This window comes from Nostoc sp. ChiQUE01b (assembly GCF_034531255.1).
Classification (GTDB): Bacteria; Cyanobacteriota; Cyanobacteriia; order Cyanobacteriales; family Nostocaceae; genus Nostoc.
Genome location: NZ_JAVRBM010000001.1, coordinates 383915 through 399937 on the forward strand (window position 1 = coordinate 383915; position 16023 = coordinate 399937).

The 16023-nt window shown below is 38.9% G+C and carries 13 protein-coding genes and 1 pseudogene; 8 read left to right on the plus strand and 6 right to left on the minus strand.

The window, feature by feature from the left end:
• From RMY63_RS01635 to RMY63_RS01650, 4 genes and pseudogenes are all read left to right on the plus strand, one after another.
• Positions 1-282 (plus strand): hypothetical protein (locus RMY63_RS01635; protein WP_322727002.1); only part of this gene is annotated, 282 nt, incomplete at its 5' end.
• 315 nt (positions 283-597) lie between these two features.
• A complete protein-coding gene (locus tag RMY63_RS01640) occupies positions 598-1104 on the plus strand; it encodes an RNA-binding protein (RefSeq protein WP_322727003.1) in 507 nt (168 codons plus the stop codon).
• Between the two features lie 470 nt (positions 1105-1574).
• Positions 1575-2016, plus strand: a pseudogene (locus RMY63_RS01645) (SufE family protein).
• 118 nt (positions 2017-2134) lie between these two features.
• Complete coding sequence (locus RMY63_RS01650) at positions 2135-3040, plus strand: alpha/beta hydrolase (RefSeq protein WP_322727047.1); 906 nt, start codon at positions 2135-2137, stop codon at positions 3038-3040.
• Between the two features lie 86 nt (positions 3041-3126).
• Here RMY63_RS01650 and RMY63_RS01655 read toward each other — a convergent pair whose 3' ends face one another.
• A complete protein-coding gene (locus tag RMY63_RS01655; protein ID WP_322727004.1) occupies positions 3127-4482 on the minus strand; it encodes a HEAT repeat domain-containing protein in 1356 nt (451 codons plus the stop codon).
• 303 nt (positions 4483-4785) lie between these two features.
• On the opposite strand from RMY63_RS01655, the gene RMY63_RS01660 reads away from it, so the two are divergent.
• The 4 genes from RMY63_RS01660 to RMY63_RS01675 all read left to right on the plus strand — a co-directional run bounded on the left by RMY63_RS01660 (position 4786) and on the right by RMY63_RS01675 (position 9224).
• Complete coding sequence (locus RMY63_RS01660) at positions 4786-5757, plus strand: GTP-binding protein (RefSeq protein ID WP_322727005.1); 972 nt, start codon at positions 4786-4788, stop codon at positions 5755-5757.
• Positions 5758-5857: 100 nt separating this feature from the next.
• A complete protein-coding gene (locus RMY63_RS01665) occupies positions 5858-6892 on the plus strand; it encodes a hypothetical protein (RefSeq protein WP_322727006.1) in 1035 nt (344 codons plus the stop codon).
• 102 nt (positions 6893-6994) lie between these two features.
• Entirely contained in the window at positions 6995-7267 is a 273-nt protein-coding gene (locus RMY63_RS01670; protein WP_322727007.1) for a hypothetical protein, read from the plus strand.
• A 352-nt stretch (positions 7268-7619) separates the two neighbouring features.
• Positions 7620-9224, plus strand: coding sequence for an NAD(P)H-quinone oxidoreductase subunit N (locus RMY63_RS01675; RefSeq protein WP_322727008.1), 1605 nt, complete (start codon positions 7620-7622; stop codon positions 9222-9224).
• A gap of 152 nt (positions 9225-9376) precedes the next feature.
• Here the strand turns inward: RMY63_RS01675 and RMY63_RS01680 are convergent, their stop codons facing one another.
• From RMY63_RS01680 to RMY63_RS01700, 5 genes are all read right to left on the minus strand, one after another.
• On the minus strand, positions 9377-10765 hold the full coding sequence (locus RMY63_RS01680) for an ATP-binding protein (RefSeq protein WP_322727009.1): 1389 nt from the start codon (positions 10763-10765) through the stop codon (positions 9377-9379).
• Between the two features lie 87 nt (positions 10766-10852).
• Positions 10853-11395, minus strand: a complete 543-nt coding sequence (locus RMY63_RS01685) for a methanogen output domain 1-containing protein (RefSeq protein WP_322727010.1) — start codon at positions 11393-11395, stop codon at positions 10853-10855.
• A 424-nt stretch (positions 11396-11819) separates the two neighbouring features.
• Positions 11820-12863: a sensor histidine kinase gene (locus RMY63_RS01690; protein WP_322727011.1), complete on the minus strand. Its 1044-nt coding sequence runs from the start codon at positions 12861-12863 to the stop codon at positions 11820-11822.
• A 6-nt stretch (positions 12864-12869) separates the two neighbouring features.
• Positions 12870-14021, minus strand: a complete 1152-nt coding sequence (locus RMY63_RS01695) for an FIST signal transduction protein (protein WP_322727012.1) — start codon at positions 14019-14021, stop codon at positions 12870-12872.
• A gap of 42 nt (positions 14022-14063) precedes the next feature.
• Positions 14064-15383, minus strand: a complete 1320-nt coding sequence (locus RMY63_RS01700; protein WP_322727013.1) for a response regulator — start codon at positions 15381-15383, stop codon at positions 14064-14066.
• Between the last annotated feature and the right edge of the window lie 640 nt (positions 15384-16023).

The following is a 16023-nucleotide window of genomic DNA, read 5'->3' on the forward strand; positions in this document are numbered from 1 at the left end:
ACAAATCGAAATGTAAAGAAAAGTTGCAGGATTTTTTCACAAGTGTTACATTTATTTACACAAACAAGAGCAACTGACATAACTCAGCATCACCGCTTAGTTGTGGATTTAGGTGCTTTTCCCCCGCTCTATACCTTTTTATCCTCCCAACACAGCAGCAAATTAACCAGCCACTGGCTGGTTTTTGTTTCAAAATATGCTCACTTGAATAAAAAAATGTCTTTTATGTTACGATGCAGTAATACTAATGTCGGAAATATATGCGCTAAACTAGCTACGTAGAAAATACCGTGGTAATGTAAGGAATGGTATTTGATTCTGCGAACAAGGGCATAAAAGAAAGCGTGTACTTTAGCAGGCAATAGGCTATTAAATTTACAATTCTTAAAATTAAGGTGTTATTAGCTCACCATAGTGTGAGCCTTTGGATTAAATAAGCTTGATCCCGACGAAAAACTGTATTGTTGTATAGGTTGACAGTTTCGAGCAAAAAAATTGGTTTATGGCAGTCTTGGTCAATAGCATCTATTTAAAAGCTAAAGCTAAGTGATTGTTTTCTTGCCTTGCCATGTTCATTCAACTCTGGAGGTATAGTTCATGTCCGTTCGCCTATATATAGGTAATTTGCCTAAAGATGAAATAGATCGTCAAGATCTACAAGCCGTTTTTGCAGCAGAAGGTGATGCTGTAACTACTAAATTAATTAAAGACCGCAAAACTGGCAAATGTCGTGGTTTCGGTTTTCTTACAGTCAACAATGATGAACAAGCTGACGAAATTATTGAAAAGTATAATGGTCAGATGTTCAAAGATACTCCGATTAAGCTAGAGAAGGCATTACCTCGGACAAAGGGTGAAGAGGGTGACGAGCAAGCTCCTAAACCAGTTACTCTTGCGAGTAATAGTACCCCGACTCCTAGCCCTAACAGAGAAGGTAGCCGTCGTGAGAAAAGCTCTAAGAAGCCTCGTCGTGGCGGCGGTGGCGGAGGTTCTCGTGAAAGCAGCACTACAACCACCGATTCAGACGCTATTCGTCCAGATCCTCGTTGGGCTTCGGAATTAGAAAAGCTGAAGCAGATGCTAGCTGCACAAACTACAAATTAATCCTCAAGGGAAAGAAATTAAAAATTAAAAATCAGAATTTTTTTTGATTTTTAATTTTTAATTGTTGATAATTATCTAGCTGCTTAGTTAAATCTACTTGCAGCTAATTTTGTAAGTGCGTAAGCGCAGTCCGCTGTAGGCATTGTATTGTCGAATCGGAGAAAATTGAGGGTTGAAATTTAAACGCAGAGGGACGCAAAGGTAAGCGCAGAGGTACGCAGAGAATATACTACAAAGGAATCAGGGTTTCTATTTAGAATAAAATTAAGTTTTTGTGATTAGACGCATTAAAAAACCTGGACGATGGGGATGCGATCGCAGTAATTAGCTGGATTTGATAAATTATAGTCAGTAATGGCAAGCTTGATAATGCCAAGCGAACTGGAGGCGCGTAGACGTAGCCCGCCGTAGGCATCGCTCTAAAGATAATCTACACTCAAGGAGATACCGATCGTTTTCAGCTTCTGTTTATGTCCTCAACTCTAGATTCTTTGCCACCTGCGCTCGCTAAAATTGTCCAGCGCTTTCAACGTGCTTCCGAACCGAAGCGACGCTATGAACAGCTAATCTGGTATGCTCAGAAGCTCAATGAGTTCCCAGAAGCTGATAAATTACCCGAAAATAAAGTTCCTGGTTGCGTGTCTCAAGTTTATATCACCGCAGCTTTGGATGATGGTAAAGTTGTATTTCAGGGCGATTCCGATTCCCAGTTAACCAAAGGATTAGTAGGACTTCTGATAGAGGGATTAAATGGACTAACGCCAACTGAAATTGTGCAACTTACTCCAGATTTTATTCAAGAAACAGGTTTAAATGTTAGCCTGACACCTTCCCGCGCTAATGGTTTTTACAATATTTTTAAAACCATGCAAAAAAAAAGCGTTGGAATGTAAATTAGATATATCTAACTAAACTTGGTCATTCGGCATTAGTCATTAGTCATTGGTCATTAGTCATTAGTAAAAGACAAATGACAAAGGACAAAGGATAAATGACAAATGACAAATAACAAATGACAAAATTTAGTCTTATGTCAACAAATTTATTATCTACCTCTGCTGCTACTGGCTTTGGTGGAGTGGTTCAAGAACATATCTGGAACTGGGAAAATCAACAATTGCGCGTTGTTTATGAAACCCTCGGTAAGGGTTCACCGCTATTGCTACTACCAGCTTTCAGCAGTGTTTCGACGCGTTTGGAAGTAGGCGAACTTGCCAAGTTACTAGCTCCCAATTTTCAAGTTATAGCCGTAGACTGGCCAGGTTTTGGTGAATCTTCTCGCCCTAGTTTGAATTATCGACCAGAAATATATCAGCAATTTCTGGAAGATTTTGTCAAAGCTGTTTTTAATACTCCCATTACTGTGGTAGCGGCTGGTCATGCTGCTAGTTATGTTTTACAATTAGCTGTCAAACAGCAGGCTGCTTTCTCACGGATTGTATTGCTAGCTCCTACTTGGCGTGGCCCTTTGCCGACAATGGGGGCAAGTCAGCAAATAGCTGGAATTGTGAGAGAATTGGTGCGATCGCCTATACTTGGTCAAGCTCTCTACAAACTCAACACTACCCAATCTTTCTTAAGTTTTATGTATCGCCGTCATGTATTTACTGACGCGGCTAAAATTACACCCAGTTTCATCGAGAAGAAGTGGCACACGACTCAACAACCAGGAGCGCGATTTGCATCTGCTGCCTTTGTAACTGGCAATCTTGATGCTGTACACGAACAATCTGATTTTCTGGGACTTGTGCAGTCTTTAACCGTACCGCTCATGGTAGTAATTGGGGAATCTAGTCCTCCCAAATCACGAGAAGAAATGAACGCTTTGGTAGCCTTACCAGGAGTGAAAAGCGTTGTCATTCCTGGTTCTCTGGGACTACATGAAGAATACCCAGCAGTTGTTTTAGAAGCAGTTCAAGATTTTTTGTTCTCCTGATAAAATTCAATCCTCATACCAAGACGTAAAGAATTATTTTGCGCCTTGGTGCGAGATTAAAATCAGTTCAAGCTACTGCTGCTTCCCTACCTTGGGCGGGTTTTAGAAAACAAGCGGGAATCTTTTTCTTTTTTGAGGAAATTAAGAGAGCGACGCAGACGTTTTTTTTCTTCTGCAAATCCAAATAAATTTGCATACTCAGACTTGGGATTTTCTGCAATATTTAAAGCCGTTTCTAAGTAGGATATGGCGAGATCCACTTCTTGATTAGATAGCCTAGTTGCGTTATCTTGCCAGCTTTCAGCGATGCCTCCCAAAGCTTCTTCTGCATTATATCTAAGCTCCGGTTTCTTCAAAGCTTCAATAAGCACCGGGACGGCTGTTGCTGCTTTTTCCCCCATGCTTTCTAAGGCAGAGGCAGCACTTGAACGAACTTGAAAGTCCAAATCATTTTTCAAAGCTTCAATAAGCACCGGGACTACTGTGGTTGCTGCTTTTTCACCGATGAATTTGAAAGCATAGGCAGCATTTGAGCGAACTTGTGCATTTTTATCCTGTTTCAAAGCTGTGATCAGCGCAGGCACGACTTTTGCTACTTCTTCACTCTTGCGTTCCCAAATACCAACCCTTCCTAACACAGAGATAGCACCTATACGAACCAAATCATTTTTGTCTTTCAATGCTTGGATAATTACAGGAACTAGCGATGTTGTATCTCGCCCCATATTGCTCAAAGCACTAGTAGCACTTGATCGCACTTGCTCGTTGTCATCTTTGAGTGTTTCCATGAGTACGGGAATTGCCGCTTTCAGTTCGTTTGTGAGTTTAACGTTAAAGTTGTCATCGCTAGAATAAGTAAAACTCATAGATTGGAAAGCCATAAGCGCAGCTAAACGTACTTCCGTATCACTGTCTTTTACTGCTGCAATGACAACGGGGATAACTGCTTTCACTTCAGGGGTAGATTTATTTAAGTCTTTGCCAGCAATGCTAATCAAAGCTGAGACAGCACAAACGCGAACTTCCGCATCTGGATCATTTTTTGAGGCGGTAATTAAGTTTGGAATTACCTCACTAGCTCCTTTTTTATCAATGCTTCCCAACAAGTGAGCAGCATCGGCACGCAGTTTTGTATCCCGGTTTTGTAAGGCTTTAACTAAGTCAGAAACAGCTTGTGAACCAATTCTTTGCCTAGCTCTAGCTGTTCTTTCAAAGCCACAATAGTTCCGGTTTGGTTCTTGGTAGCTTGAGACATACAGTGTGCGCTCCATTTTTTGCCCCCAGGCGTTGCCCATCGGCAACATAGATAACCAAAGGCATAAAAATGAAATTTCTAACGCTACTTGAAATTTAACTAAAAAGCTGACTGGAATAGATGCAGATGCTTGACCTGTTTGAGTTACTTGCTTTTTCGAGCAGGTAGTGTTTCTTAAAACCACCACGCTTCTCCATCAAAGTATAGTTTTTTATGTGATGATTATCATAGATTTCCTCATATTGTCAAGCTACTAACCTGCAACATACGGCAGAGTGGACTAGCTTGGATGCAATATTCCTACCAAGCTATGCCAACTCATGAATATTTATTACTTATTACAGATGCACAAAAATAAAGTGCTTCGGAATTAAATTATGTAATGATTTTGCTAAAACCCAAAATAACAGCAAGTTCGCACAAAAATAGAAAAAGATTTATCATGGGCGATAATGATTATCCATAAGGTGAGACGAGAGGAATTTAGAGTATGGTGGCTGACGTAATCACAGATTCAGTTCCCGTTACTGTTCTTACAGGTTATTTGGGAGCAGGTAAAACGACTCTACTCAATCACATCCTCACCTACGAACACGGCAAAAAAGTTGCTGTGATTGTCAATGAATTTGGGGAAGTGGGTATTGATAATCAATTGATTATCGATGCTGATGAAGAAATATTTGAAATGAACAACGGCTGTATCTGTTGTACAGTGCGTGGCGATTTAATTCGGATCATTGGCAATTTGATGAAGCGGCGCGATAAATTTGACCATTTAGTAATTGAAACAACTGGATTAGCCGATCCTGCACCAGTGATTCAGACATTTTTTGTGGATGAAGATTTGCAAAGCCAACTGTCTCTAGATGCGGTGGTGACAGTCGTAGATGCCAAGCATATCTCGCAGCATTGGGATGCAGACGAAGCCCAAGAACAGATTGCTTTTGCCGATGTGATTTTACTTAATAAAACAGATTTGGTAGCACCAAAAGAATTAGATGAATTAGAAAAACGGATTCGGGCGATGAATGCGATCGCAAAAATCTACCGTACCCAAAATTCTGAACTAGGAATGGATGCTTTGTTGGGTGTAAAAGCCTTTGATTTAGATCGTGCATTAGAAATTGAGCCAGATTTTTTAGGCGAAGATGCCCATGTACACGATGAAACTGTCTTTTCTGTGGCTTTAGTAGAAGCAGGTGCAGTCGATGGAGAAAAATTAAACACTTGGCTTTCGGAGTTACTGCGTACCCAAGGCCCAGATATTTTTCGGATGAAAGGCATTTTAAATATTGCTGGAGAAGATAATCGATTTGTATTCCAAGGAGTACACATGATATTTGATGGCAAACCTGATCGCCCTTGGAAACCCAGCGAAACCCCCAAAAACGAACTAGTCTTCATCGGTCGTAACCTTGATGCAGCCCAACTCAAGCAAGATTTTCTCGCTTGTCTAGCTTAAAAAGCGAGTTAGGAGTTATGAGTGATGAGTTATGAGTTAAAAATTCTTAACTCCTAACTCCTAACTCCTAACTCCTAACTCCTAACTTCTCTACATAACTATGAACTCCACAACCAAATCTAAGGAATTTGAACAACACTATTCGGGGACACTTTCAGATTATGTAACTGCGATCGCTTGGTCGCCACAAGGTAAAACTTTAGCAGCAACTTCCGCCGCCGGTGAAGTAGTTCTGTGGAATGATGGCGAACTCACAACTTTACAAACTGGTAACGGTAAATCAGTAGACTGTCTGGCATTTTCCCCAGATGGCAAATTTTTAGCTGTTGGCGGACAAGATGGACAGGTGAAAATTTGGCGCGACACTGAATTAATCGCCACCTTGGAAAATGCCCCCGCATGGGTTGACAAGCTAGCTTGGAATTACACCAGTAACCAACTGGCTTTTAGTTTGGGGCGTTACGTCCAAGTCTGGGATGCAGATACTCGTGAAATTGTCGTGACGCTGAATTTCGACAACTCTTCAGTCTTGGGTATAGATTGGCGCATTGATGGGCAGTATTTGGCCATTGGTGGTTACAAGGGAGTCAAAATTTGGCATAGTCAAAACTGGGATGAAGAACCATACAGCTTAGATATGACTACTGTCAGTTTAGCGATGGCTTGGTCGCCCGATGGCAAATTCCTGGCTTCTGGCAACATGGATCGTAGTGTCACCGTTTTGGAATGGAACAACCCCGATCCTTGGGTGATGCGTGGCTTCCCTGGTAAAATTCGCCAATTGGCATGGTCAGAAGCTATGACAAAAGTAGGTGCGCCAATACTGGCATCTTCTAGCGTTGAAGGTATTGTGGTGTGGGAAAAGCTAGAGGATGATTCTTTAGGTTGGGAAGCGCGAGTCTTAACTAATCATGTGGGTGTAATCAATGCGATCGCCTTTGCACCCAAAAGCTTCCTTCTCGCTTCTGCTGCTGCTGATGGCTGGTTGTGTTTGTGGAACAAAGCCAAGGAAGTATCCCAAATTATCACAGGTGTCTCTGGAGGATTTTCTAGCCTAGCTTGGCATCCCCAAGGTAAGTTACTAGCCGCAGGAGGTGAACAGGGCGAATTAGTTGTATGGTCAAAGGTTTTGTGAGGTCAGGGATTCGGGCGTAGTTAAGCAATACTCACTAATTAAAGTTGAACCTGGGCAATTTATTGGCTATGCTATATCAGCAAAGGTATATTTGTGTAAATTATGAACATTCTCAAACTAATTTTACTTGCCTGCCCCGCATTTCTGGTATCTATGATGTTGATAGTCAATCCAGCAAATGCATCCAGCCTAAAATCTGCTTACGCTACCCAAATTATGACGGTAGTATCTACACAACAAATTCCCGGTCTGGCAACACCAAACTTGATTCCAACATCTAATCCGATAATCGATCGAGTTGGTTGCAATTGTGCTAACTGTGTTCAGTCTAAATTTCAGTCGCTACAAGGCAAGCTGCCATCAGTCGATTTTTAATAAAGTTAGGAGTTATGAATATGTCGGGGCACAGCATTGCTGTGCCCTTATTAATTTTATGAGCTTTTTGTATATAGCGATCGCACTGGTTGCAGCATAATTATTTATGATATTTGCTAAAAGTCACGCCTGAAAAACGAAGTAGGAAAGTTGTTAAGTGAATCCCTGGATACTGAGAAAGCTGCTGGTAAAGTATTAAGGTTGGTGCGATCGCGTAGCGTGCCGTAGGCAATCGCCATCTGCACCTAAGCTGTTAAGCTCTTGTTAAAAGAGCTAGTCCGGGGATTAGAAAACTTGCTAGAGTGAACGTAGAGTTAGCCTTAATGTCTAATCGCCAAAACCTATACATCTCATGGATTTTGCTAATGTTGCATCCCAGCTAAACGCTGGAACGATTTTGCCAGAGGGGATTGTTATTCTCACCCTCTTGGGGGTTTTGATTGTTGATTTGATTTTGGGGCGTACATCCGCACGCTGGATCGGATATCTAGCGATCGCAGGTTTATTTGCTTCGATAGTCGCCCTATATTTTCAATGGGACTCTCCCAATCCCATCTCTTTTAGCGGTGGTTTTAACGGTGACGACCTGAGTATTGTCTTTCGCGGTATTATTGCCTTGTCTGCGGCTGTGACTATACTGATGTCAATTCGCTACGTTGAGCAGAGCGGCACCGCTTTAGGAGAATTTCTCGCTATTTTGCTGAGTGCTACTTTGGGAGGAATGTTTTTATCCGGGGCTAGTGAGTTGGTGATGATTTTCATCTCCCTAGAAACCCTGAGTATTTCCTCTTATCTATTGACAGGTTATACCAAGCGTGACCCCCGTTCTAATGAAGCGGCGCTGAAATACTTGTTAATTGGAGCTTCCAGTACAGCAATATTTTTGTACGGTGTATCACTGCTGTATGGACTATCTGGAGGACAAACTGAACTAAGTGCGATCGCTAATGGCATTGCAACAGCGAAAGTGGGACAATCTTTAGGTTTAGTGATTGCCCTGGTTTTTGCGATCGCAGGTATTGGCTTCAAAATCTCCGCCGCACCCTTTCACCAGTGGACACCAGACGTTTATGAAGGCGCTCCCACCCCAGTCATTGCCTTTTTATCTGTCGGTTCCAAAGCCGCTGGGTTTGCCCTAGCCATTCGCTTGCTGACAACAGCCTTCCCCCTTGTTGCTGATGAGTGGAGGTTTGTCTTCACAGCTCTAGCCGTTCTCAGCATGATTCTGGGTAACGTAGTCGCCCTAGCTCAAACCAGCATGAAACGGATGCTAGCTTATTCATCCATTGCCCAAGCTGGGTTTGTGATGATTGGCTTGATTGCTGGCACACAGGCAGGATACGCCAGTATGATATTTTACCTACTGGTTTACCTATTCATGAACCTGTGCGGTTTTACTTGTATTATCCTATTCTCACTGCGGACGGGAACCGACCAGATTGCCGAATACTCTGGCTTATATCAAAAAGACCCACTGCTAACACTGGGTTTGAGTATCTCCTTGCTTTCCTTGGGTGGTATTCCACCATTAGCTGGGTTTTTCGGCAAGATTTACTTATTCTGGGCTGGTTGGCAAGCAGGACTTTATTGGTTAGTTTTGTTGGGCTTAGTCACCAGCGTCGTCTCCATTTACTACTACATTCGCGTAGTTAAGATGATGGTAGTCAAAGAACCCCATGAAATGTCCGACGTGGTGAAGAATTATCCACAAGTGCGTTGGGATTTGCCTGGGCTAAGACCTTTACAGGTCGGGTTGATAGTAACATTAATTGCCACTTCCATAGCAGGGATTTTATCAAATCCACTGTTTACATTGGCTAATAATTCCATTTCCCATACCCCATTTTTGCAAGCAACAATCAACAGTAATCTAAAAGCAGAAAATCTCCTGCTTTTACCAAAATTAGATTCGGTTAGTCAGTCTCAACCCTCAGTTGATTCTACTGCTAAGAGTTAATAACCCGAATCTCAACTAAACTTTGTACTCAAAGACACGCCTGTTTGCTAATGAGCAGACAGGCGTTTGTCAATATTGTTTAACTTAATATTGAGAAAAGCTTGAAAGTACAAAGCCCTTGCATCCTATCAGCAAATGCAACGGACTTTTTATTAGACTAAGTTAACAGGTATCTTAATTACAAATTCTGCACCTTTTCCTTGAATAGAAAAACAGTTAAGTTCTCCCTTATGTTTTTCAACTATAATCTGATAACTTATATATAGTCCTAGTCCAGTGCCTTTGCCCACAGTTTTAGTGGTAAAAAACGGATCAAATAGCTTTGAGCGAACTTGTTCATTTATCCCCAAACCATTATCAGCAATACTAACTGCTATCCATTTTTCATCGATTAGCTCAGTTTTAATTTGAATTTGGGGATTATTATTTATCAGTTTTTGATTGTCAGTTGTTTGTGGATTTACTGCTGACCACTGACCGTTGAGCACCGAAGCTTCCAATGCATCGACCGCGTTAGCAAGAATATTCATAAACACTTGGTTGAGTTGACCAGGATAACAAGTTACATTCGGCAGTTGACTGTATTTTTTGATGACTTTGATTTCTGGGTACTCATGCCTAGCTTGCAGGCGATGCTCTAAAATCATTAAACTACTATCAATTCCTTCATGAATATTAACTTGCTTAAATTCTGCTTCATCAAGTCTGGAAAAGTTACGTAGTGATTTAACAATTTCCTGAATCCGTTCTGTTCCAACTTTCATTGAGTGGAAAAGTTTAGTTATATCTTGAATCAGAAAATCTAAATCTATTTCTTCTACTTTATCTTGGATTTCTGGAGGAGTATTTGGACAAAGTTGTTGATAAATTTCTACCAATTTCAGTAAATCCTGAGTGTATTTATGAGCGTGGTGAAGGTTCCCATAAATAAAACTTACAGGGTTATTAATTTCATGGGCAATACCAGCGACCATCTGACCTAAACTAGACATTTTCTCAGCTTGGATAAGCTGAGTTTGGGTAAGTTGTAGTTCGTTTAGTGTTTCTTGTAAAGTAGTTGTACGTTCCTCAACCCGAATTTCTAGCTCTTGATTCGCTTTCCAAAGCGCTTCCTCCGCTTGTTTACGTCTTTGAACTTCTTTTGCTAACTCATCGATTTTTTCGTTTAAGAGAACGAAATTACTGGTGGCTAAAGTTCTATTTTCCAAGCGTAAGAGAATTAAAGCTGAAGATTCAGGAGACCAAGGTTGAATAACTGCTCCTTGACTACGACATATTAACGTTTGTCCATCATTCTTTCGTAAAGTCAAGGAGCCAATAACCATTGCCCTGCTACATGAACAAGCTTGCAGGTAGTTGATAATATCATTGGTAGACTCAGTTACAAGCTCAAAGAGCATTTTTCCCCGCAGTTCCTGACGGCGTAACCCTAACATATCTGCTACTGGTTGATTGGTAGCTAACAACTGACCATCTCCACTCACCAGGAGTAAAGGTTCTGGTAAAACTCTGGCAAGTTCAAGAAATTGTTCAGGAGTCATGGGGCTTCAACTTTCACAGTTTGACTCTACTTTACATATCTGCACTAAGCTTATATCCTGGAGCTATTTTGTTTGATGCTGAAGGATTTACACAGATTCTATTCCCCTAAAGTATTCTCGACCTTCTGCATCTTCTGCCTCTTCTGTAGGTTTTAAGTAAACAATAACTCTACATCCAGAAGCACCTTGTGCTATGGTCTCTTGCAATTCTACTTTGGCATATCCTATATTATTAGCTGCGATCGTTCCAAAAACGTTTGAAGTCATCATGCACATAGCAGGGCGATTAAGTACTTTGTCGCCAAATGGGCAAACACGGTTGCCAAAGACAATTTTTTCATCATTCTGCTCAATAATATAAAAATCGCCCTGGATTCGTTTTTTTAAATCAATCAAGACATCAGCTACCTGCTTACGAGAAAGGTTAGAGATTTCCAGGGCAGATTTATAATCTTGGTTAATCTGCCTTCCCATCCTTTCACCAACGACGCTAATAAATCCCGAAGCTTCTTCTAAACCAACTACATCCTGCAAAGTGCCAGATAATTCTCTGATTAGCGTACGTAAAAATATATCGCGTTCTAAAGAAAGATTAAGCGTAGCTATTGAATGCTTGGGTATATTGATCATAAATTTTGAAGATACAATCTTGAAAGTATAGTTATAGAGTTCCCCAAAATATCTCTAAATTCACTACTTAATCTTTTTATTCTGAGAATTTGCTGTTTACTTTTGTTTTGGTTCTAATGAAAAGTAATCTCCATAACAAATTCTGGCGTTGCATAAATCCAGGATGGATTCACGGGTGATATCATGTCCAGCTAATTAGTTATAATTCCTTTTCTCTATGCAGAAAGCCCAAAAACCCGTCCCCTCTGCACCTCTGCCCTTCTGCGATCTTAGTAACCAGTATACAAGTTTTCTTGTTTTTTAGAAATAAACTTTGTTGCTTTGAAAACGTAATTAATAAAAAAATATAAAATATGAATAATTCCGTCACTTTAAATTACTAATATATTAAATACCTGTTTTAATATTTTAAATATTTACTAATTTAATAAATAGGTATAGTGATTATAAACTCAGAACCTTTTCCTAACACAGAATTTACTTCTAGTGTTCCTTTATGTTTTTGGACAATTATTTGATAAGTAATTGATAATCCTAATCCTGTTCCTTTTCCCACAGGTTTTGTTGTGAATAAATGATCAAACATTTTTTGCTGAACATCAGCCGATATTCCCACTCCATTATCTTGAATCCGAATCAAGACATGATTCTTATCTTCAGTGAGTGCAGTATGAATTGTAATTTGATTGGGATTTAGCTTAATATCATTAAAACTCATTCCAGCATTAGACTCATCTAAAGCATCAATGGCATTTGCCAAGAGATTCATAAATACCTGATTCAATTGTCCTGGAAAGCATTCTATTAGAGGAATTTCTTCGTAATATTGAACTACTTGAATAGCAGGACGAATCTTATTCGCTTGTAAACGGTGTTTGAGAATTAGGAGAGTACTGTTAATACCTTCATGAATATTAAACAGAATTTTTTGTTCTGTATCTGCTCTAGAGAAAGTTCGTAGGCTGTGGCTAATCTTGGAAATACGATCTGTACCTTCTCTCATTGAGGAAATGAGTTTAGGTAGATCCTCGCGCACGTATTCTAGGTCAATTATTTCGATTGTTTCTTGAATTTGCTGAGATGTTTTGGGATAGGTCTGCTGATAAAGGTCAATTAGATGTAATAAATTATCAATATACTCTTTAGCCGGAGTCAGATTACCTGCAATAAAGCCAACTGGGTTGTTAATTTCATGAGCTACATCTGCTACCATGCTTCCCAAAGTAGACATCTTATTCTCCATTATCTGAAGATTAAGAAGCATTATTTCTAGCTCATGGCTTCTTTCTTCTAACTTATTTTGATATTCCTTTAATTCATCAATTACTCTTCTGAGCAAACATTCTTTTTTTCGATTTGTTTCTTCAAGTTTTATCCGGTCTGATTCAGAGCGATCTAATTTCTTTTGGAGAATTCGATTGGCTTTTTTTAATTCTTTAATTTCTTGTTGGTAATCTAATATTTCCATTAACTTTTACTGATTTCCCAAAATTAAAGTTACAAAAGTTTCATTATGGAATAGTGTTTGGCTAATTCCATCTATAGGAGCAATTTCTCCATAAGAATAAAATCCACAGGCAGGTAAATAGTCAGTTAGACAAAGTTTCGTATTCTGATACTCTTCTTCTGCCCTAGTACCAAGTATTTGCCGACGAGCTACACATGAAAAAAATAAGACAGCACTTGGTTCTGTACCAGGATAATTATCTAAAGCATTCATAAATGATGCTTTAGAAGCTGCCAAAATATCTTCATAACCTGCTTCGGAAATTTGAATAATTGCTTGATCGGGAATATCTCCAAAAAAGGTTATGCTCCTAGATTCTTGATTATAAGCAATAGGTGCTCTTATATAAAAATTGTTTTCATTCTCATCAAAGATTGCTAGTGGATATTCCATTGAAGGAGGAAGCAAACCTAGATAATGATGATAAAAATCTAAAGCTGGTTTACCATCTATTTCATAGACTATATTTTTATCTACTTTAGTCACTTTGCTTGTTTGACCAATGGGATGCCAACCACTTGCAACAGCGTGGGAAAACAATATTGTGCCGGAAAAAAGCAGAATTGGTACAGAATCACTTAATACTTCTGTTTGAAAAAATTGATATGTACTTTGATATCTTGATTGATCGCCTGCTAAACCACCGAATATTGGTACATATTGACCAAGAGCTAGCTTTAAGCCATTCAATATAGAGACACCACTAGTTGTGAGGCTCTCTGGATGAGTTAAGCATAGCTTTGGAGGTGCGGTACTTTTTGCTTTGGCTTGATCCACAGCTTGTTTAGTTGCAGTAATTGGATCATCTGAAACTTTGCGTCCAACTCCTGCATGAATTTCAATTTCGTCTGAGCAAAACAACATCAAGGTGATTGAATCTTGCTGAAACTCTAAGACTGAAGAAATTTCTCCATCTGTTGTTCCACCAATCAACTCAATCCCCGAAAAAGCCCGATCTATTTGCTGTAAAATGAGAGAATGATCGAAGTCAATTGCAGCAAAAATAATTCCAGCTTTTGGTATATCTCCTGCAAGAGAACTGGTACATTGCTGAAGAACTTCTTCAACTGCTGAAAGAGAATCTGGATCGTTACTGTGACCTACTACTGCCTTGAACATACATTTATTTATTATGTTGATAAACGTAACTTACTATAATTATTAAATGGGAAGTTTAACAATAAACTCTGAACCTTGCCCTATAGATGAATTTACCTCTAGAGTTCCTCCATGTTTTTCGACAACAATTTGACGGGCAATTGATAACCCTAATCCTGTACCTTGACCCACAGGCTTAGTAGTGAATAAATAGTCAAAGATTTTTTGTTGGATATCAGCCGACATTCCTATGCCATTATCTTTAATCTTAATTAAGATATAATTTTTATTTTCAGTAAGAGTAGTTTGAATCAAAATTTGATTAGGATTTGCTTCAATCTCCATATAGGTAAGTCCTACATTAGACTCCTCTAAAGCATCAATAGCATTAGCTAATAAATTCATAAATACCTGATTTAGTTGTCCGATAAAACATTCTAATTCGGGCAAGATATCATAATCTCTAATTACTTGAATATCGGGTCGAGTTTCGGATGCTTTTAAACGGTGTTTGAGAATCATAATTGTACTGTCTATGCCATCATGAATATTGCAATAAACTTTGCGATCGCTATCTGCTCGAGAAAAGGTTCTCAAGCTGGTACTAATGTTGCGAATGCGCTGAACTCCTTCTTTCATTGAGGAAATTAAATTAGGTAGATCGGCAAGTATATACTTCAAATCTCTCGCTGCAATTTCCTCTTGAATTTCTGAAACTGGATTAGGATAGTGCTGCTGATAGAGGTCAATAATCTTAATCATGTCTTGGAAATATACTGAAGCGTGTCCAAGATTGCCATGAATGAAACCAACTGGATTATTAATTTCATGAGCAACTCCTGCTACTAATTGACCAAGGGCAGACATTTTTTCTGTCTGTACAAGCTGAAGTTGAGACTCTTGTAGGTCTTTTAATGCCTTAGATAATGCTGATGTCCTTTCTAAAACTCGTTTTTCTAAAGTTTTTGTGAGATTTCGTAATTGCAGATGGGTTTTAATTCTAGCTAATAATTCTTCTTCATGAAAGGGTTTAGTAATGTAATCAACTGCCCCTATATTTAGACCCTTTACTTTACTATTAGTATCAGAATTAGCCGTCATAAAAATTATAGGAATATCACAGGTTTCTGAGTTATTTTTCAGCTTTTTACAAGTTTCAAATCCATCTATTCCCGGCATCATTACATCTAATAAAATTAAATCGGGTAGTCTAGATTCAACCTGTTTAATTGCTTTTTCTCCATCATTCTCTGTGATAACTTTAAAACCTACATTATTTAATATATTAAAGACAATTTCTAAGTTGGTAGTAGTATCATCTACTACTAAGATTAAATTATCTTCTGGTTCATAAAGTATTCTCATATCTGGGTTTTCGTTCATGTATTTAGATTAATTTAACTCATTGTTAATTATTCACTATTGCCTGCGATCGCAGCTAAGTCACCTCTATTTTATTGGCACACTGACTGCAAATCTCTCGTCTGGCAACCCTATAGTTCCCAAAAACTCTGATAACAGCAACATTCTCACACTAAATTGCCTATAGCTTGGTGTTGGGGCGATCGCTAATGGACATCAATCACCAATTTTAATTTTCACCAAAGTTTAAAATCCTCTTTTATAAAGGCGATCGCTCTGAAATTAGCCATTATTACCCTTGTCTTTTTATAAGAGTAGCGCTACCCAGAAAAATATTGTTGATGCCATAAGTTAATTTTTTGATTTAGTCAACAGTGTTTATCATGAGTATTCCTAGATGTAACTTTTTTTTATAAAAAAATATCATTTTAGACAATTACCGTATATTTACGGTTATTTTTTTTTTTTAATATAGAACAATATTGTTTAAGTTTGAAAATACTCATATAGATTTACATACTACTAACAGTACGGTGACGTAAATATGATCTACACACTGTATATATGTGGTGTGACAGTGAGTTCTTTTCAAAAACTTTTATAGGCTCTCTATGAGTCTATTGATTTTATTCTCTTGTACTTTATGTTAGTTACTTATAAC

Excerpts from the sequence above, each read along its gene's own strand:
- RMY63_RS01665 (WP_322727006.1), top strand. The coding sequence starts at position 5,858 with ATGAACTCCACAACCAAATCTAAGGAATTTGAACAACACTATTCGGGG.
- RMY63_RS01695 (WP_322727012.1), bottom strand. The coding sequence starts at position 14,021 with ATGTTCAAGGCAGTAGTAGGTCACAGTAACGATCCAGATTCTCTTTCA.
- RMY63_RS01640 (WP_322727003.1), top strand. The coding sequence starts at position 598 with ATGTCCGTTCGCCTATATATAGGTAATTTGCCTAAAGATGAAATAGAT.
- RMY63_RS01670 (WP_322727007.1), top strand. The coding sequence starts at position 6,995 with ATGAACATTCTCAAACTAATTTTACTTGCCTGCCCCGCATTTCTGGTA.
- RMY63_RS01675 (WP_322727008.1), top strand. The coding sequence starts at position 7,620 with ATGGATTTTGCTAATGTTGCATCCCAGCTAAACGCTGGAACGATTTTG.
- RMY63_RS01680 (WP_322727009.1), bottom strand. The coding sequence starts at position 10,765 with ATGACTCCTGAACAATTTCTTGAACTTGCCAGAGTTTTACCAGAACCT.
- RMY63_RS01685 (WP_322727010.1), bottom strand. The coding sequence starts at position 11,395 with ATGATCAATATACCCAAGCATTCAATAGCTACGCTTAATCTTTCTTTA.
- RMY63_RS01690 (WP_322727011.1), bottom strand. The coding sequence starts at position 12,863 with ATGGAAATATTAGATTACCAACAAGAAATTAAAGAATTAAAAAAAGCC.
- RMY63_RS01650 (WP_322727047.1), top strand. The coding sequence starts at position 2,135 with ATGTCAACAAATTTATTATCTACCTCTGCTGCTACTGGCTTTGGTGGA.
- RMY63_RS01660 (WP_322727005.1), top strand. The coding sequence starts at position 4,786 with ATGGTGGCTGACGTAATCACAGATTCAGTTCCCGTTACTGTTCTTACA.
- RMY63_RS01700 (WP_322727013.1), bottom strand. The coding sequence starts at position 15,383 with ATGAACGAAAACCCAGATATGAGAATACTTTATGAACCAGAAGATAAT.